Below are 17,612 nucleotides of genomic sequence, written 5' to 3' on the forward strand. Positions count from 1 at the left end.
TGGGACCCGGGACCAGCCTCCCGGACGACCCGGAAAGGACTCCATGACGGCGATCGACGGATCTGCACGCCACGAGCGCGCGCGGGACGACGTCAGCGGTGCGGTCGACAGTGACCTGCGCGCCGACGTCCGGTACCTCGGCAACCTCCTCGGCCGGGTGCTGCGGGAGAACGGGGGCGACGAACTGCTCCACGACGTGGAGTCGTTGCGCGCCGCCGTGATCGACGCTTACGAGGGCGACCACGCCGAGGGCGCAGCGCGTGCCCAGGCGATCGTCTCCGGCATGTCGGCCGAACGCGCCGAGGCCGTGGCACAGGCGTTCACCACCTACTTCCACCTCACCAACCTGGCCGAGGAACACCACCGCGTGCGGGTCCTCCGGCAGCGCGGTGATGACGGTGGTGTGGCCGGCGACTCGTTCCCCGCCACCTACGCCGAGCTCGTCGCCGAGGTCGGCGAGGCCGAGGCCGCCGAACGCCTCCGCACCCTGCGGTTCCACCCGGTGCTGACGGCCCACCCGACCGAGGCCCGCCGCCGCGCGGTCACCACGGGTGTCCGCCGCATCACGGACCTCATCGACGAGCGCGACCGCGCCCGCAACGCGACGGCCCGCGCCGAGAACGAGCGCCGCCTGCTCGAGGAGATCACGACCCTCCTGCGCACCTCGCCGCTCCGGACCACCCGGCCGACCCCGCTCGACGAGGTCCGTACCGCGATGAGCGTGTTCGACCAGACCCTGTTCGAGATCGTCCCGCAGGTGTACCGCCTGCTCGACGACCGGCTGCAGGGCGACGACGCCGGCCGCGCTTCCGTGATCGCGCCCGCGTTCGTGCGGTTCGGCACCTGGATCGGCGGCGACCGTGACGGCAACCCGCACGTGACGGCCGACGTCACCCGCCAGGCCGCCGAGATCGCGGCGGAGCACATCCTGCTCGGCCTCGCCCGCGCGACCACACGCATCGGCAGCGCCCTGACGCTCGACGCGAGCGACACCCCCGCCGACGCCGGCCTCACCGCCCTCGTCGCCGCGCAGGAGTCCCTCGACCCGGGCATCGCCGAGCGCATCGGCGTCCGCGCACCGAACGAGACCCACCGTCGTGCGCTCCTGTTCGTCGCCGCGCGCATCGACGCCACCCGGACCGGCACCACGCCGCTGGCCTACGACGGCCCCGAGGCGCTGCTGGCCGACCTCCGCACGATCCAGGCGTCGCTCATCGCAGCCGGCGCGATCCGCCCGGCGAACGGCGAGCTGCAGAACCTGATCTGGCAGGTCGAGACCTTCGGGTTCCACCTGGCCGAGCTCGAGGTCCGCCAGCACTCGCAGGTGCACCGCACGGCCCTGGCCGAGATCCGCGCCGGTGGCGAACTGAGCGAGACCACCGAAGAGGTCCTCGCCGTGTTCCGCACGATCGCCGGGCTGCAGTCCCGCTACGGCGTCCGCGCGGCGAACCGGTACATCGTGTCCTTCACGCAGTCCCCGGCGGACCTGGCGAACGTGCACGAACTCGCGGTCGCCGCGCTCGGGTCCGCCGAGGCCGCGCCGGTGCTCGACGTCATCCCGCTGTTCGAGACCTTCGCCGACCTGCACGCCAGCGTCGACATCCTCGACGAGGCCGTCCGCACCGAGGCGTTCCAGCGACGCCTCGCCGCGACCGGCCATCGACTCGAGGTCATGCTCGGCTACTCCGACTCGTCGAAGGACGTCGGCCCGGTGTCCGCGAACCTGGCGCTGTACGACGCCCAGGCCCGCATCGCCGACTGGGCCCGAGACAACGACATCGAGCTGACCCTGTTCCACGGCCGCGGCGGTTCGCTCGGCCGCGGCGGCGGTCCCGCCAACGAGGCCGTCCTCGCGCAGCCGCCGGGATCGATCGACGGTCGGCTCAAGCTCACCGAGCAGGGCGAGGTCATCTTCGCCCAGTACGGCGACCAGGACATCGCCGCCCGCCACCTCGAGCAGATGGCCTCGGCGACGCTGTTCGCGTCGACGCCGTCGAACGAGGCGCGCACCGCCGCCGCGGCCGCCCGGTTCGCCGACCTCGCCCAGCAGCTCGACGACGTCTCGCGCGTCGCCTTCTACGACTTGGTCAAGGCCGACGGCTTCGCGCCCTGGTTCGCCCGGGTCACCCCGATGGAGGAGATCGGCCTGCTTCCCCTCGGCTCCCGCCCGGCCCGTCGTGGCCTGTCGGTGGAGTCGCTGGAGGACCTCCGCGCCATCCCGTGGGTGTTCTCGTGGACGCAGGCGCGCATCAACCTCGCCGGCTGGTACGGGCTCGGCTCCGCGCTCGAGGCCGTCGGTGACGTCGACGTGCTCCGCGCCGCGTACGCCGAGTGGCCGCTCTTCGCCGCGATGATCAAGAACGTCGAGATGTCACTCGCGAAGACCGACGAGCACATCGCCCGCCGGTACCTCGAGCTCGCCGACCGCGACGACCTCGCCGCGAAGGTGCTCGACGAGATGGTCCGCACCCGCGACTGGGTGCTCCGCGTCTCCGGCGGCAGCGACGTGCTCGAGGACCGGCCCGTCCTGGCCCGCGCCGTGCGCCTCCGCAGCCCGTACGTCGACGCGCTGTCGCACCTGCAGCTCCGTGCGCTGCGCGCCATCCGCACGTCCGGCAGCACGAACCCGACGGACGCCGACCACCGGCTCCTGCTGCTCACCGTCAACGGGATCGCGGCCGGCCTGCAGAACACGGGCTGACGCCCCCGACCGACGGACAGGAGGCCCGGTGCCAGCTGGCACCGGGCCTCCCGTCCGTCCGCGCGCACGTCCCGGGCCGCACCGCCCAGTGGTCACGAAGCGTCTGCCGCGCCTCGCGTCGCCGCTCCGCCGAGTGGTCAGGACTCGTCGGGCGGCCCCGGCCGGGCGGTCACGAGGCGTCGCCGGGGCCGTCGCCGAGCGACGGAACACGACCGCTCGGCGGACGTGAGCGGGGTGTCGTGACCGCTCGCGCCTCGCGCCGTCGGTCGGCCCGAGCGGTCAGGACACGTCGGGTAGCCCCTGCCGAGTGGTCACGAGGCGTCGGCTGCGCCGTCGCCGAGCGACGGAACACGACCGCTCGGCGGACGTGAGCGGGGTGTCGTGACCGCTCGCGGCGCCGTCCCCGCGCACGTCCCGGGCCCCACTTCGTGAGCAGGAACGGTCGCCTCCGGCACCGCGAACCGACCGTTGCTGCTCACGAAGTGTCCGTCGAATCGATTCGGGGACGCGTAGCGTGTCGGAGGTGACGACGGAGCGCAGCCTGGGACCGACGACGACCGTGCTGCCCCCGATCGTGCCGCTGGCGCTCATCGTCGGGGTCTCGCCGTTCGCGACGGACATGTACATCCCCGCACTCCCGGCCGTCGCGCGCGACCTCGACACGACGCCCGGCGCCGTGCAGCTGTCGCTCACGGCGTTCCTCGTGGCCTTCGCGGTCGGCCAGCTGCTCGTCGGACCGGTGAGCGACGGGATCGGTCGTCGGCCGATGCTCGTCGTCGGGACCGCCCTGTTCGCCCTGGCGTCGGTCGGCTGCGCGCTCGCCCCCGACGTCGTGACGCTGGTGGTGGCCCGCGTCGCCCAGGGACTCGCCGGAGCCGCGGGCGCCGTGGCCGGTCGGGCGATGGTGTCCGACGTGACGAGCGGCACCCGGATGGCGAAGGTGTTCGGCACGCTCGCGGCCATCAACGCGATCGGCCCCGTGGTGGCCCCGCTGGCCGGGGGAGCGGTGCTGACGGTCGGCACGTGGCGGCTCATGTTCGTCGTGCTGGCCGTGCTCGGCGCCGTGTTCTTCGTGGCGGTGGTCCTGCGGTTCCGCGAGACCCTGCCGCCGGAGCGTCGTGGTGGCGTCGGGTTCGCGGCGAACGGGCAGCGGATCCGCGAGCTCCTGGCGATCCCGCGGTTCCGGGCCTACGTGCTGAGCGGGGTGCTCTCGACGGTGGGGTTCTTCGCCTACATCGCGACGAGCTCGTTCGTGTTCCAGTCGGAGTTCGGGTTCTCCGAGGGGCTGTACACGCTCGTCTTCGCCACGAACGCGTCGATGATGATCGTCACGACGCTGTTGTTCGGCCGGCTCGTCGGGCGGTTCAGCGAGGACGCCCTGCTGACCCTGGGCCTGGTCGTCGGGACGGTCGGAGCCACCGCCGTGCTGGTGTCGGCGCTCCTCGGGCTCGGGCCGGTGCCGGTGTGGTGCGCCCTCGCGGTCGTGACGGCCGCGTGGGGCTTCGTCCTGCCGGCGGCGATGACCCGCACGCAGCACGTCGGCGCGGCGCACCCGGGCACGGCGGCTGCCCTGCAGGGCGGCCTGACCTTCGGCATCGGCGGTCTCGGAACCCCGCTCGCCGGCGCCCTCGGCGGCACCGCACTGGCGATGGGCGGGGTGATGACAGCGCTGATGGCCGCAGCGGTCGTGGTCCAGGTGACGGCGACGCGGCGAAACCGGTCCCACAACTGAGGGGCTGAGCCGGTAGGTTGCTGGTTGCAAGGCGCACCGATCTGAGGAGACCCACCGAGATGGACATCGTCGTACACGAGGCGGAGACCGACACCGCCGTCCTGGAGTGCAGCGGCCGGCTCAACATGGTCTCCGCGCCCACCTTCCGCGAGACCGTCGCCCAGATCGTCGGCAACGGGCGTTCGCGGCTCGTGGTCGAGCTCTCCGGGGTCGAGTTCATGGACTCCTCCGGCCTCGGCGCCCTGGTCGGCAGCTTGAAGACCGCACGCCAGGCCGGCGGCGACCTCCGCATCGCGGCGCCGTCGGAACAGGTCCAGATGGTGCTCAAGCTCTCCAACATCGACAAGATCCTGCGGACGTACCCCGACGGGGACGCCGCGGTGACCGACTGGTGATGACCGCCCCCGTCGCCGAGCACATGCTCGCACTGGCGTGCCCCCCGGACGACGTGTCCGCCGTGCACGACTTCCTCGCAGGCGTGTGGCAGCACGAGCCGTCCGTCGCCGCCGAGGACCGGATGGCCCTCGAGCTCGCCCTGGTCGAACTCACCTCGAACGTCATCGAGCACGGCGCCCGCCCGGACGGTGTCTCGTGCGAGCTCCGGCTCGAGATCGGCGACGAGCGCTTCCAGGCGCTGCTGTCCGACGACGGGGTCGCGGCGACGGTCGATCCCGACGCCGCCGTGCTGCCCGACGACTTCGCCGAGGGCGGTCGCGGGCTCGCGCTCGTCCGCATGGTCGTCGACGACCTGCGGTACGAACGCGTGGCCGACCGGAACCGCTGGACGGTGCTGCGCTCCCGGCACTGAGCGGGAGCACGGCCGTCATCGATCGGCCGAGTCGCAACGGTCGTCCGCCCAGCGCACTCCGTGGGCCGTAAACCGCAATGACGGGTCGGCGATTGTCGCGTTTCCCGGACACCGTGTCACGATTCGCGCGATGACTGTCGACCCCGATCCCCGGATCCGGTTCGAGACGTCCGGCGCCGGACTCGACGCGGCCGTGCAACTGTACGAAGAGGCCTACGAGAGCACGGGGTTCTCGGCGTCCCGGACCGATCGTCCGTTCGCGTACCGGTTCCAGGTCGTGGGCGACGGATCGATGACCTTCCGCTCCACCCGGTTCGACGGGCGGATGCAGGGCGAGGTCGAGGTCCCCGACGAGTACGTCGTGATGTGGACGTCGGACGGCGGCGGCCGCGTCGACGTCGGTCGCCAGGAGGTCGACTTCGCACCGGGGACCCCACGGGTGTTCCCGGTGCGGCGTCCCTTCGTGTTCGACCTGCAGGACGTCCGCCAGAGCCTCGTGCAGTTCGACCGCACGTACCTGGAGGGCGTCGCCGCCGAGGTGCACGGCACCCGGCCCGGCCCCCTCGTGTTCGACCACACCGCAGCGCCCCGGCCCGAGGACCTCCGCGCCTGGAACGCCCGGGTGCAGCGCGCCGCGGCGATCGTGCTCGGCCCGGCGCCGCTGACCGAGCTGGCCCTCGCCGAGACCGTGCGGGAGACGGCGCTGGCGTTCCTCGACACGTTCCCGCACGAGACCATCGCCCCCGACGTCGCGCTGCCGCAGGGGGCCACTGGTCGTGTCCGCGAGGCCGTGGAGTTCATGCACGCCTTCGCCCACACGCCCGTGACCACGACCGACGTCGCCGAGCACGTCGGCCTGAGCGTCCGGGGGCTGCAGCAGGCGTTCCAGCGGCAGGTCGGAACGGCGCCGAACGCGTTGCTGCGGGGGATCCGGCTGGACCGCGTGCACGAGGAACTCCGCCGCGCGTCGGCGGGCGACCTGACGGTGGCGAGCGTGGCGTTGCGCTGGGGCTTCGCGCACCTCGGCCGGTTCTCGGCGGCGTACGCGTCCCGCTTCGGGCAGTACCCGCGCGACACGCTGCAGCAGCCCCGGGGCGCAGTCCCGCAGCTCTGAGCCGGGCAGTGCACCGCGCGCCAGACTCCGGAACGGTGCCTCGCTTCTTCGCTACGCTGCCCCGGTGAGCAGAGCGCGACCGTGGGTGATCGTCCCCGGCATCTGGAACTCGGACCAGGACCACTGGCAGTCCGTCTGGGAGCGGGAGCAGCAGGACGAGCACGACGAGCACATCCAGCACGACCACCGCCCCCAGCAGCCCGCCGCCGTCCGCATCGCCCCCACCTCGTGGAGCGACCCGGACCCGGACGACTGGCGCGCCGCGATCTCCACGGCCGTGGCCTCGTGCCCGGAGTCCCCGGTCCTCATCGCCCACAGCCTCGGCGTCCTGGCCGTCGCCGACTGGCTCGCCACCACGGCGGACGCTCCCGCGCTCGTCGCCGGTGCCTTCCTCGTCGCCCCGCCCGACCCGCTCGGCGACACGTTCCCGGACGAGGCATCGGGCTTCGTGGCGCCGCGCCCGGTGCCCTCGGCCCAGCAGGTCCCGACGCGCCTCGTCGTGAGCGACGACGACCCGTACTGCAGCTCGGACCGGGCGCTCGTGTTCGCCGACGCAATGGGCGCGGACGTCGTCCGCGTCGGTGCCCTCGGGCACGTGAACGTCGCGAGCGGCGTCGGTGCCTGGCCCGCGGGACGGGAACTGCTGCGGGCGTTCGAGGAGGGCCTCCGCTCACCTCAGTGACCACGGGGTGCGACACGCCGCTCAGCTCCGCGCCGATATGGCAGGCGGTGCAGCGACACACCGCGGATGTCCCGCGTTTCGGCCCGCGCGATATTTATCCTTCGGACATGGAGACCCAGTCCGGCGCACGCACCCCGCTCGTGGACCCGTTCGGCCGCGAGCTCGAGGAGTGGCTCCGCGACGCACCGGCGACCCGTGCCCCGTACGTGCCGGACCTCGTCGTCCCGCCCGTCACCGGCCCCGTGCAGCGCCCCGGACACGCCGCGAGCAGCACCACCACCGCCGACGAAGCGGTCGTCGACCCGACGACCGCCCCGGCGCACGTCGCCACCCCGGCCCCGGCCGACGAGATCACCCCGTCGGCACCCGTCGCCGCCCCCGCGTTCCGCCGCGACCGCGCCCGCCACGCCGCCGTCTGCGCCCCGTCGTTCCCGGAGCCGCCGGAGCGTCTGGCCCTGCGCATCGAGGACCTCGCGGTCGAGGTGTCGTCGTCCACGGGCCGCAGCAGCATCGAGCGCATCGTCCTGCTCGAGGACGAGGTCCGCCGCCGTGACGAGGACCTCGCTCGCCTCGCCGCGTGGGAGGCCACCGTCGCCGGCTCGGAGGACCCCGAGGTGACGGCCGCCCGCGCCTTCGCTCACACCGTCTTCGCCGACCTGCTCACCGACGCCGCCGCCGAGGCGGACCGCCGCGACCGTGCCGCAGCCCGCCGCGCAGCGACCGCGCCCGTGGCGCTCGTCACCCGGTCGGCACCCGTGCCGACCCGCGCAGCACCGAGCGTCCCCGCAGCAGCGCAGGCACCCGCACGCACCGCGGAAGCCGCGCCGGTGGTGGAACTCGTCACCCCGGAACGCGACGAACCCGTCCGACCGGTGCTGGGCCTCCCGGCCGTGTCCCCGGTGTCCGCGGCCACGCGACCCACCCCGCTCGTCCTGCCCGCCACCGGGCCGACGGTCATCGACCGCGCGGCCTTCGCCGCAGCGCTCACCGCGCACCAGGGCGTCACCGCGAGCACGCCGGTCGTCCTGCCGGACGCCGTCGCCGCACCCGTCGTCCCGGCCCCCGTCGTGGACGCGACGGAAGCCGACACCGACTCCGCCACGGCGGCAGCGCCGGCCCCGGCCGGCTGGTGGTCGCGATTCGTCGACCGGCTGCTCGGCCTGCTCGGTCGTCGCTGACGACCTGCGGCCGCGGTGCGGTCGGCTGCAGCGCTTCCGGTCACACCGCTTCCGGTCACACCGCTTCCGGCTGCACTGCCTGGAGGCCCGGATCACCCCACACGGACCGGCTGCCCCGTGCGGGGCGGTCGCCTCGGTAGACTGACGGGATGCCGACGCTCCGCGAACTCCAGGCCGTGATCGAGGACCTGTGGCCCGCCGCCGGTGCCGAGTCGTGGGACTCCGTCGGACTCGTCGCGGGCGATCCGGCCGCCACCGTCGAGCACGTGCACCTCGCCGTCGACGCGGTCCCCGCCACCGCACGGGAAGCCGTCGAAATCGGTGCCGGGCTCCTGCTCACGCACCACCCGCTGCTGCTCCGTGGAGTGTCGACGATCGCCGAGTCGACCTACAAGGGGAGCGTCCTCGCGACCCTCGTGCGTGGCGGCAGCGCCCTGCTCGCGGCGCACACCAACGCCGACGTCGTGACGACCGGCACCTCGGCGGTCCTCGCCGACCGCCTCGGGCTCACCGAGCAGCGACCGCTCGACGCCGGAGCCGACCCCGACACGGGCATCGGTCGCGTCGGCGTGCTGCCCGAGGGGACGACCCTCGGCGCCCTCGCCCGGAAGCTCGTCGACCTGCTGCCGCCCACGGCCACCGGCGTCCGTGTCTCCGGTGACTTCGACCAGCCCGTCCGCACCGTGGCGCTCTGCGCGGGTGCCGGCGACTCGCTGCTCGGCCACCCCGCCGTGCTCGGCGCCGACGTCTACATCACCAGCGACCTGCGGCACCACCCGGCCTCGGAGTTCCGCGAACAGGCGCTCCTCGGCGGCGGACCGGCGCTCATCGACACCTCGCACTGGGCCACCGAGTGGCTCTGGCTCGACGTCGCCGCAGAGCAGCTGCGCACCCGGGCCGGGGTCCGCGTCACCGTGAGCGACCTCCGCACCGACCCGTGGGACTTCGCCGTCCTGCCGGCCGCCGAACCCACCACCCCCACAGAAGGAGCCTGACCATGAAGGCAGCACCCGAGGACCAGGTCATCCTCCTCGACGTCCAGCGTCTCGACAACGACGTGACGCGCATCGCGCACCGCATCACGTCGTTGCAGAAGGGCGACCAGCTGACCGAGCTGAGCAAGCAGGCCGCGGCGCTCCGGAGCGAACTCGTCGCCGCCACCGGCGAGGTCGAGGACGCCGAGCGCGACCTCGCCCGCCTGGAGTCCGACACCGCTGTGGCACAGGCCCGTGTCGAACGCGACACCACGATGCTGCAGAACGTCGCGAACGCGAAGGACGCCGCTGGACTGCAGAGCGAGCTCGACTCGCTGCAGCGGCGCATCGGCGGCCTCGAGACCGCCGAGCTCGAGATCATGGAGAACCTCGACGGCCTCCGCGCCCGGGTCGGTGACATCGAGGCCAAGCTCGCCGACGTCGAGGCCGCCCGCGGTGGTCTGGTCGCCGAGCGCGACGCGGAGATCGCCCGGCTCACGGCCGACCGCGAGTCCGCCGAGCAGGCCCGCGCCGACGTCGCCGCCAAGGTGCCGGCTGAGCTGCTGGCCCTGTACGACCGACAGCGTGCGCGCTACGGCTTCGGCGCCTCGCTGCTGCAGGGCGGCGTGTCGACGGCCTCGGGCGTGGCGCTCAACAACTCCGACCTGCAGACCATCCGCCAGGCTGCGCCCGACGACGTGGTGCTGTGCCCCGACAGCGACGCGATCCTGGTGCGGACGGCCGAGTCCGGGCTGTAGACGCGAGCGACGTCCGTGGCGGAGGCGCGGTGCCAGCTGGCACCGCGCCTCCTGTCCGTTCGTGGGCTGGTCGGAACGCGTCGGGTGCGTGCCGTCGAGCGGTCACGAACCGTCGGTTGCGGTCGTGCCGGCCGACGGTTCGTGACCACTCGGCGGACCTGAGCGGGGAGTCGTGACCGCGCGCGCCGCGCGCGACGTCCGCGCGGACCGACGCGGCACGGAGAAGGGGCGAATGGGCCGGCCGTACGCCGGGTTCTGTCCCGCCGTTTGCACAGCGGTGACGGCCATCTCTCTCGGACCGACGTTGCCGTCGGCCTCCAGCGGTCTACCCGAGGACTCGGCGAGCAGCCTCAACGTCCTCTGTCTGACCTTGCTCCGGGCGAGGTTTACCGAGCGGATCCGGTCACCCGGACCCCTGGTGGTCTCTTACACCACCGTTTCACCCTTACCGACGTTGCCGCCGGCGGTCTGCTTTCTGTGGCACTGTCTCGCGGATTGCTCCGGGTGGGTGTTACCCACCGCCCTGCTCTGTGGAGCCCGGACGTTCCTCGGCGCTCCCGGGGGAGCGACGCGACCGTCTCACCGACCCATTCGCTGGAGCGAGTCTACCCGGCTCCGCGGTGCCCGATGCGTGTGGAGCCCCACGCACACGGGTACCTGATGAGAACGGGCGTACCTGGTCGGAAGTTCCGACCGGGTACGCCCGATTCGACCAGGTACACACGCGACCAAGTACCCCCGACCAGGTACGCGCGACCAGGACTAGACGCTGCGCGCCGCCAGGGTCGCGGCACCGATGATGCCGGCGTTGTTGCGGAGCGTCGCGGGGATGATGTCGGCCTGCAGGTCGAGCAGCGGGAGGAACTCCTCGTACTGCTTCGAGACCCCGCCGCCGACGACGAAGAGCTCGGGGGAGAGCAGGGCCTCGAGCGTCGAGTAGTACTTCTGCAGGCGCTTCGCCCAGTGCTTCCACGACAGGTCGTCGCGCTCCTTGGCGGCGAACGAGGCGCGCGACTCGGCGTCGTGCCCCTCGATCTCCAGGTGCCCGAGCTCCGAGTTGACGATGAGCACGCCGTCGTTGATGAGCGCGGTGCCGATGCCGGTGCCGAGCGTCGTCACGATGACCAGGCCGTCCTTGCCCTTGGCCGCACCGAACTGCTGCTCGGCGAACCCGGCGGCGTCGGCGTCGTTGACGAAGTGGATGGAGCGGCCGAGTTCCTTCTCGAACAGCGCCTCGGCCTCGAAGCCGATCCACTTCTTCGACACGTTCGCGGCGGACATCGTCTTGCCGTCCCGCACGATCGCCGGGAAGCAGACCCCGACGGGGACGTCGTCACCGGGAGCGAGCTCGCCGATGATCTCCTTGACCACCGCCGTGATGTCCTGGGGCTTCCCGCCCTCGGGCGTGGCCTTCTTGATGCGGTCCGTGGTGAGGGCACCGGACGCGACGTCGACGATCGCGCCCTTGATGCCCGTACCACCGATGTCGACGCCGACTGCGAGGGAGGTCATGAGGTTGTCGTGCCTTTCGGTTGCCTGCCGGAGGTGTCCGGTCAGGAGACGGTGAGGAGCTCCGCGCCGCGTTCGGTGACGACGAGGGTGTGCTCGAACTGCGCGGTCCACGACTTGTCACGGGTCGAGACCGTCCAGTCGTCGGACCAGATGTCGGCCTCGATGCCGCCGAGCGTGAGCATGGGCTCGATGGTGAACACCATGCCGGTTTCGATCACCGTGTCGTACTGCGGTGCGTCGTAGTGGGGGATGATCAGGCCGGAGTGGAACGCCCGACCGACGCCGTGTCCGGTGTAGTCGCGGACGACGCCGTAGCCGAAGCGCTTCGCGTACGCCTCGATGGCACGGCCGATCACGTTGACCTGCCGGCCCGGGGCGACGGCCCTGATGCCGCGACGCAGTGCCTCTTCGGTACGGGTGACCAGGTCCGACACCTCGGGCGCTGCCTGCCCGACGACGAACGTGCGGTTCGTGTCGCCGTGCATCCCGTCCTTGTAGGCGGTGATGTCGATGTTGACGAGGTCGCCCTCCTGCAGGACGGTGTCGTCGGGGATGCCGTGGCAGATGACCTCGTTGAGGCTCGAGCAGAGCGACTTCGGGTAGCCGCGGTACCCGAGCGTGGAGGGGTAGGCACCGTGCGCGACGACGAACTCGTGCCCGATCCGGTCCAGCTCGTCGGTGGTCACACCGGGGCGGATGGCTTCGCCGACGGCGTCGATGGCCTGCGATGCGATGCGTCCGGCGACTCGGATGCGCTCGACCTCGTCCGGCGTGTAGGTGTCACCGAGGCCGTGCTCGTGGGGCTCGACCTTCCCGACGTACTCCGGACGCTCGATGTCCTTCGGGACGGCGCGGTGCGGGGAGATGCGGCCGGCGGTCAGGTGTCCGTGTTCGTCCCGGGGCATGCGGACCACTCTAGCCGCGGCGCGACGCGCCGAGCGCAACCGCCCCAGGGCGCAGCCCGACGCGCCGAGCGCAACCGCCCGACGCGTCGAGCGCAACCGCCCCACGGTGCGGCCCGACGTGGTGGACGTGACTGCCTGGAGGCCCGGTGCCGGTCCGGCGGACCGGCACCGGGCCTCCAGGCAGTCACGTGGGTACGGTGGGCGGCATGAGCGAAGAACGCATCGAGTCCCAGTGGTGGTTCAACGACAAGACCGGCCAGGTCGAGCAGGGCCCGCAGTCCCCGCAGCGCGACCGGATCGGCCCGTTCGCGACGCGCGAGGAGGCGCAGCACGCGCTCGACCGCATCGCCGCGAACAACGAGAAGTGGGACGCCGAGGACCGCTGAGCACCGCGGCCGGCGCCCCGCCGGCGCCCCGGTGACGGCGCGTCGCACGGCCCCGCGCACACCGCCGGACCACTAGCCTGGGACGAGGCCCGCCAGCGGCCACCCGATACACGGAAAGGTCGTGCATGGACAAGCAGACGGACTTCGTGCTCCGCACCATCGAGGAGCGCGGCATCAAGTTCATCCGACTCTGGTTCACGGACGTCATCGGGACGCTGAAGTCGGTGGCGATCGCCCCGGCCGAGGTCGAGGGCGCGTTCGCCGAGGGCATCGGGTTCGACGGCTCCGCGATCGAGGGCCTCACCCGCTCGTACGAGGCCGACGTCCTGGCGCACCCGGACCCCTCGACGTTCCAGATCCTGCCGTGGCGCGGCGAGATCGACCCCACCGCGCGGATGTTCTGCGACATCACGACGCCGGACGGGCAGCCCGCCGTGGCCGACCCCCGCAACGTGCTGAAGCGCACCCTGGCCCGGGCGAGCGACCGCGGGTTCACGTTCTACACGCACCCCGAGATCGAGTTCTACCTGCTCAAGAGCCGCGAGTGGAAGGACGGCGGCCCGCAGCCCGTCGACCAGGCCGGTTACTTCGACAACGTCCCCGGCGGCAGCGCGCACGACTTCCGCCGTCGGTCCGTCCGGATGCTCGAGGACCTCGGCATCTCGGTCGAGTTCTCGCACCACGAGGCCGGCCCCGGGCAGAACGAGATCGACCTCCGGTACGCCGACGCACTGACGATGGCGGACAACATCATGACCTTCCGAACGGTGGTGAAGGAAGTGGCGATCGAGCAGGGCGTCTACGCGACGTTCATGCCGAAGCCGATCTCGGGCCAGCCCGGTTCCGGCATGCACACCCACGTCTCGCTGTTCGAGGGCGACCAGAACGCCTTCTACGAGGCCGGTGGCCAGTACCAGCTGTCGCAGACCGCCAAGCACTTCATCGCCGGCGTGCTCAAGCACGCGCCGGAGATCACCGCGGTGACGAACCAGTTCGTCAACTCGTACAAGCGGCTCTGGGGCGGCGACGAGGCCCCGTCCTTCGTCACCTGGGGCCACAACAACCGCTCGGCCCTGGTGCGCGTGCCGCTCTACAAGCCGAACAAGGGCCAGTCCTCGCGCATCGAGTACCGCGGCATCGACTCGGCGGCGAACCCGTACCTGGCGTACTCGCTGCTGCTCGCCGCCGGCCTCAAGGGCATCGAGGAAGAGTACGAGCTCCCCGCCGAGGCCGAGGACAACGTCTGGAGCCTCAGCGACTCGGAGCGCCGGGCCCTGGGCTACAGCCAGCTGCCCGCGAGCCTCGACCACGCGCTGAGCCTCATGGAGGACTCCGAGCTGGTGGCCGAGACCCTCGGCGAGCAGGTGTTCAACTTCGTGCTGCTCAACAAGCGGCAGGAGTGGAAGCGCTACCGCGACCAGGTCACCCCGTTCGAGCTCGACACCAACCTCGGCGCGCTCTAGAACCGAGCGCCCTGACCCCTCGGGAGCACGTTCCACATGACCGGTCGGACGACGACGTCACGTTCGGAGCTGGCCCGTCTGGGGTTCGCCGAGCTGTCGGAGAGCCTCGAGCGGGCTGCCGACCTGGAGGCCCGGTTCGGCCCCGACGTGCCGCTGCCGGTCGCCGGGTCTGCCGCGCTCTGGGGCGGCACCGCTGATCCGGACGGCGCCCTGCGGATGCTCGAGCGGCTGCTCGAGCGTGCGCCGGACGAGCTCCGCCCCGTCCTGACGGACGACGCCGCGACCGAGCGCCTGATCCGCCTGCTCGGCGCCTCGATCGGTCTCGGGGAGTTCCTGCACCGGCGTCCGGCCGAGCTCGCAGTGCTGCTCGAACCGGTCGGTGAACCGTGGTCGCAGGAGCGGTACACGGCGTCGCTGACCGAGGCCGTCGACGGTGCCACGGGTGAGGACGCCCGGATGCGCCTGCGGGTGCGCTACCGCCGGCACCTGGCCCAGATCGCCCTGTTCGACGTGCTGCACCCCGTGCCGACGGACGCGTTCCCGGCCGTCGCGGCGGGCCTCGCCGACCTGGCGGGCGCCACCCTCGACGCCGCCGTCGACATCGCCCGGCGCGAGGTCCCGTTCCCGGCGGCCGACGTCGCGGCGACCCCGCTCGCGGTGATCGCCATGGGCAAGGCCGGTGCGCGCGAGCTCAACTACGTCAGCGACGTCGACGTCATCTTCGTCACGGAGCCCACCGACGACGTCCCCACCGACCGGGCCGTGCTCGTCTCCACCCGCATCGCGATCGCGGCCATGCACGCGATCACCGACCTCGCCGCTGAGCCCGCCCTGTGGGAGGTCGACGCGAACCTCCGGCCCGAGGGCAAGGACGGCGCACTCGCCCGCACCCTCGACTCGCACGTGGCGTACTACGAGCGCTGGGCAAAGGGGTGGGAGTTCCAGGCGCTGCTCAAGGCCCGCCCGATCGCCGGATCCGCCGACCTGGGTGCCCGGTACGCCGAGGCCGTCGCGTCGTTCGTGTGGAACTCCTCCACCCGGCCGGGATTCGTGGAATCCGTGCAGCGCATGCGCGAGCGGGTGACCGAGCACATCCCCGACGCCGACGTCGACCGGCAGCTCAAGCTCGGCCCCGGAGGCCTGCGGGACGTCGAGTTCACCGTGCAGCTCCTGCAGCTCGTGCACGGCCGTGACGACCCGTCCGTGCGGGTCCGGTCAACGCTCGAGGCGATGGACGCCCTGACCGACGCCGGGTACGTCGGCCGTGCCGAGGCCGCTCGGTTCGGCCCGGACTACGCGCTGCTCCGGGTGCTCGAGCACCGCATCCAGCTCCGGCGCTTGCAGCGGACGCACCTCATGCCCTCCGACGAAGAGGAGCTGCGGGTGCTCGCCCGGTCGAGCGGCGTCGCGGCGTCGGCGCCGGCGCTCGAGGCCCGCTGGCGCGCCGTGAAGCTCGAGGTCCGCGGGCTGCACGAGCGCCTGTTCTACCGGCCGCTGCTGTCCGCGGTGGCTTCGACCGAGGACGAGATCGTCCTGACCAACGACCAGGTCGTCGACCGGCTCGCCGGTGTCGGGTTCGTCGACCCCGCCGGAGCCGTCGGCCACATCCGCGCCCTCACGCAGGGCACGAGCCGGCGCGCGGCGATCCAGCGGAACCTGCTCCCGGTGCTCCTGCGCTGGATGGCCGAGGGGCCGGCGCCGGACCGTGCGCTGCTGGCCTTCCGGCGGTTGAGCGACGGGCTGGGGGAGTCGAGCTGGTTCCTCCGCATGCTGCGCGACTCGTCCGGCGCCGCACACTCGCTCACCACCGTGCTGTCCGAGTCGGCGTTCCTGTCCGGGCTGCTCGAGCGGTTCCCCGAGGCGGTCGCCTGGCTCGACGAACCCGAGGCGCTCCTGCGTCCGCGGCCGATCGACTCCCTGCTCGCCGAGATGACCGCGACGACCGCCCGGCACGGCAACGACGTCGACGGCTCCGCGGCCCTGCTCCGGTCGGCCCGACGTCGGGAGACCCTGCGGCTCGGCATGGCCGCCGTGCTCGGCTCCCTCGACGTCGACGGGCTCGGCCCGGCCCTGAGCGACGTCACCGAGGCCACCCTCGCCGGCGCCCTCGCGCTCGCCCGCCGGGACGCGCCCGAGGGCTTCGAGTTCGGCATCATCGCGATGGGCCGGTACGGCGGGCGGGAGCTCGGCTTCGGGTCGGACGCCGACGTGCTGTACGTGTACCGGGCCCCCGACCTGGCGCCCGAGGTCGCGTCCCGGACCGCCCAGACCATCGTGCGCGAGCTCAACCGCCTGACCGAGGACACGATCCACCCGCTCGACCTCGACATCGACCTGCGCCCCGAGGGCAAGAATGGTCCCGTGGTGCGGACGCTCGAGTCCTACGGCGCCTACTACGCCCGCTGGTCGCTCACGTGGGAGGCGCAGGCGCTCCTCCGCGCCCGCGGGGCCGTCGGCGACGCACAGCTCCTGCGTGACTTCGAGCACCTTGCCGACCGCACCCGGTACCCGGAGCGGATCGACGACCACCAGGTGCGTGAAGTCCGCCGCATCAAGGCCCGCGTCGAGTCGGAGCGGCTGCCCCGCGGCGCGGACCCGGCCCGACACCTCAAGCTCGGCCGCGGGTCCCTCAGCGACGTCGAGTGGTTCGTGCAGCTCCTGCAGCTGCAGCACGCGCTCGAGATCCCGTCGCTCCGGACCACGTCGACGCTCGAGGCGCTCGACGCCGCGGTCGACGCCGGACTCGTCGGCGCCGAGGACGGCGAGCGACTCGGGGCCGCCTGGCGCTTCGCGTCGCGCACCCGCAGTGCCCTCGTGCTGTGGTCGGGGAAGACCACCGACGTGCTGCCCGTCGACCGCGTCCAGCTCGAGGGCGTCGCCCGCCTGATGGAGTACCCGCCGGGCTCCGCGAGCCGCCTCGAGGACGACTACCTCGGCGTCACGCGGCGCGCACGACAGGTGTTCGAGCGCGAGTTCTACGGCGCCTGACCCGCCGCCGACGCAGCGCCGAGCACCCCGCGACACGCCCGAGCGTCTGCGGACGGACCCGACCTGAGCAGCCATCGAAGGTTAATTCTCCGTGTCGCACGACGTCCCCCGACGGCACCCTCTTCGTACCCCTGTTCGAAACGGAGCCCGGCTCGTTACCGGGCCGTGACCGAACTCCCACCGGACCGCCAGGGGACCTTTTCCGACGTCCCCCGACACGCCGCGTGACCACCTGCTGACCTGGGCTTTCCGTCGGACCCGACCCGTTCCTCCAGGCCGCACCTGTCGCCCATCAGGGCGACCCTGCGTCGAGGCGTGGTCCGCAGGAGTGCTGTCAGCACCACGGGGGACCGCTCCGACCGGCCGAGAGGGGGACCGGTGTGTACCCCGTAACGCGCCCGTAACGCCCCC

General features: G+C 72.5%; 14 protein-coding genes and 1 other RNA gene. 12 read left to right on the forward strand and 3 right to left on the reverse strand.

Features of this window, described 5'->3' with window-relative positions:
- Window positions 1-43 precede the first annotated feature (43 nt).
- From DEI98_RS09585 to DEI98_RS09625, 9 genes are all read left to right on the forward strand, one after another.
- Window positions 44-2,701, forward strand: coding sequence for a phosphoenolpyruvate carboxylase (locus DEI98_RS09585; protein WP_111100616.1), 2,658 nt, complete (start codon window positions 44-46; stop codon window positions 2,699-2,701).
- 523 nt (window positions 2,702-3,224) lie between these two features.
- Complete coding sequence (locus DEI98_RS09590; RefSeq protein ID WP_258370792.1) at window positions 3,225-4,433, forward strand: multidrug effflux MFS transporter; 1,209 nt, start codon at window positions 3,225-3,227, stop codon at window positions 4,431-4,433.
- A 59-nt stretch (window positions 4,434-4,492) separates the two neighbouring features.
- Window positions 4,493-4,828, forward strand: coding sequence for an STAS domain-containing protein (locus DEI98_RS09595; RefSeq protein WP_017886068.1), 336 nt, complete (start codon window positions 4,493-4,495; stop codon window positions 4,826-4,828).
- A complete protein-coding gene (locus tag DEI98_RS09600; protein ID WP_035808261.1) occupies window positions 4,828-5,241 on the forward strand; it encodes an ATP-binding protein in 414 nt (137 codons plus the stop codon). The genes DEI98_RS09595 and DEI98_RS09600 overlap by 1 nt, the downstream gene beginning before the upstream one ends.
- A gap of 130 nt (window positions 5,242-5,371) precedes the next feature.
- Complete coding sequence (locus tag DEI98_RS09605) at window positions 5,372-6,355, forward strand: AraC family transcriptional regulator (protein ID WP_111100618.1); 984 nt, start codon at window positions 5,372-5,374, stop codon at window positions 6,353-6,355.
- A gap of 64 nt (window positions 6,356-6,419) precedes the next feature.
- Window positions 6,420-7,037 carry an alpha/beta hydrolase gene (locus tag DEI98_RS09610; RefSeq protein ID WP_111100619.1) on the forward strand — a complete coding sequence of 206 codons (618 nt, stop codon included), beginning with the start codon at window positions 6,420-6,422 and terminating at the stop codon, window positions 7,035-7,037.
- A gap of 107 nt (window positions 7,038-7,144) precedes the next feature.
- On the forward strand, window positions 7,145-8,215 hold the full coding sequence (locus DEI98_RS09615) for a hypothetical protein (protein ID WP_111100620.1): 1,071 nt from the start codon (window positions 7,145-7,147) through the stop codon (window positions 8,213-8,215).
- Window positions 8,216-8,364: 149 nt separating this feature from the next.
- The gene (locus DEI98_RS09620) at window positions 8,365-9,210 is read left to right on the forward strand and encodes a Nif3-like dinuclear metal center hexameric protein (RefSeq protein WP_111100621.1); all 846 of its coding nucleotides are present in this window, start codon (window positions 8,365-8,367) and stop codon (window positions 9,208-9,210) included.
- Between the two features lie 2 nt (window positions 9,211-9,212).
- Window positions 9,213-9,947 (forward strand): zinc ribbon domain-containing protein, encoded by a 735-nt coding sequence (locus DEI98_RS09625; RefSeq protein ID WP_111100622.1) that lies wholly within the window; start codon window positions 9,213-9,215, stop codon window positions 9,945-9,947.
- 229 nt (window positions 9,948-10,176) lie between these two features.
- Here DEI98_RS09625 and rnpB read toward each other — a convergent pair.
- From rnpB to map, 3 genes are all read right to left on the reverse strand, one after another.
- Window positions 10,177-10,537: RNase P RNA component class A (rnpB, locus tag DEI98_RS09630), an RNA gene on the reverse strand.
- Between the two features lie 172 nt (window positions 10,538-10,709).
- Entirely contained in the window at window positions 10,710-11,459 is a 750-nt protein-coding gene (gene ppgK, locus DEI98_RS09635; RefSeq protein ID WP_027465446.1) for a polyphosphate--glucose phosphotransferase, read from the reverse strand.
- A gap of 41 nt (window positions 11,460-11,500) precedes the next feature.
- Window positions 11,501-12,364: a type I methionyl aminopeptidase gene (gene map, locus DEI98_RS09640; protein WP_111100641.1), complete on the reverse strand. Its 864-nt coding sequence runs from the start codon at window positions 12,362-12,364 to the stop codon at window positions 11,501-11,503.
- 206 nt (window positions 12,365-12,570) lie between these two features.
- Here map and DEI98_RS09645 point away from each other — a divergent pair, with 206 nt between their 5' ends.
- The 3 genes from DEI98_RS09645 to DEI98_RS09655 all read left to right on the forward strand — a co-directional run bounded on the left by DEI98_RS09645 (window position 12,571) and on the right by DEI98_RS09655 (window position 17,201).
- Entirely contained in the window at window positions 12,571-12,750 is a 180-nt protein-coding gene (locus DEI98_RS09645) for an SPOR domain-containing protein (protein ID WP_111023013.1), read from the forward strand.
- Window positions 12,751-12,875: 125 nt separating this feature from the next.
- On the forward strand, window positions 12,876-14,213 hold the full coding sequence (gene glnA, locus DEI98_RS09650) for a type I glutamate--ammonia ligase (protein WP_027465449.1): 1,338 nt from the start codon (window positions 12,876-12,878) through the stop codon (window positions 14,211-14,213).
- Between the two features lie 36 nt (window positions 14,214-14,249).
- Entirely contained in the window at window positions 14,250-17,201 is a 2,952-nt protein-coding gene (locus tag DEI98_RS09655; protein WP_111100623.1) for a bifunctional [glutamine synthetase] adenylyltransferase/[glutamine synthetase]-adenylyl-L-tyrosine phosphorylase, read from the forward strand.
- The last annotated feature ends 411 nt before the right edge of the window (window positions 17,202-17,612 follow it).

The sequence above is a fragment of the Curtobacterium sp. MCLR17_034 genome (assembly GCF_003234485.1).
GTDB lineage: Bacteria > Actinomycetota > Actinomycetes > Actinomycetales > Microbacteriaceae > Curtobacterium > Curtobacterium flaccumfaciens.

Bases quoted from the DNA above. Each gene is read 5' to 3' on its own strand.
- map (WP_111100641.1), bottom strand. From the start codon at position 12,364: ATGCCCCGGGACGAACACGGACACCTGACCGCCGGCCGCATCTCCCCG.
- DEI98_RS09605 (WP_111100618.1), top strand. From the start codon at position 5,372: ATGACTGTCGACCCCGATCCCCGGATCCGGTTCGAGACGTCCGGCGCC.
- DEI98_RS09595 (WP_017886068.1), top strand. From the start codon at position 4,493: ATGGACATCGTCGTACACGAGGCGGAGACCGACACCGCCGTCCTGGAG.
- DEI98_RS09645 (WP_111023013.1), top strand. From the start codon at position 12,571: ATGAGCGAAGAACGCATCGAGTCCCAGTGGTGGTTCAACGACAAGACC.
- DEI98_RS09600 (WP_035808261.1), top strand. From the start codon at position 4,828: ATGACCGCCCCCGTCGCCGAGCACATGCTCGCACTGGCGTGCCCCCCG.
- ppgK (WP_027465446.1), bottom strand. From the start codon at position 11,459: ATGACCTCCCTCGCAGTCGGCGTCGACATCGGTGGTACGGGCATCAAG.
- DEI98_RS09625 (WP_111100622.1), top strand. From the start codon at position 9,213: ATGAAGGCAGCACCCGAGGACCAGGTCATCCTCCTCGACGTCCAGCGT.
- DEI98_RS09655 (WP_111100623.1), top strand. From the start codon at position 14,250: ATGACCGGTCGGACGACGACGTCACGTTCGGAGCTGGCCCGTCTGGGG.
- DEI98_RS09615 (WP_111100620.1), top strand. From the start codon at position 7,145: ATGGAGACCCAGTCCGGCGCACGCACCCCGCTCGTGGACCCGTTCGGC.
- DEI98_RS09585 (WP_111100616.1), top strand. From the start codon at position 44: ATGACGGCGATCGACGGATCTGCACGCCACGAGCGCGCGCGGGACGAC.
- glnA (WP_027465449.1), top strand. From the start codon at position 12,876: ATGGACAAGCAGACGGACTTCGTGCTCCGCACCATCGAGGAGCGCGGC.
- DEI98_RS09620 (WP_111100621.1), top strand. From the start codon at position 8,365: ATGCCGACGCTCCGCGAACTCCAGGCCGTGATCGAGGACCTGTGGCCC.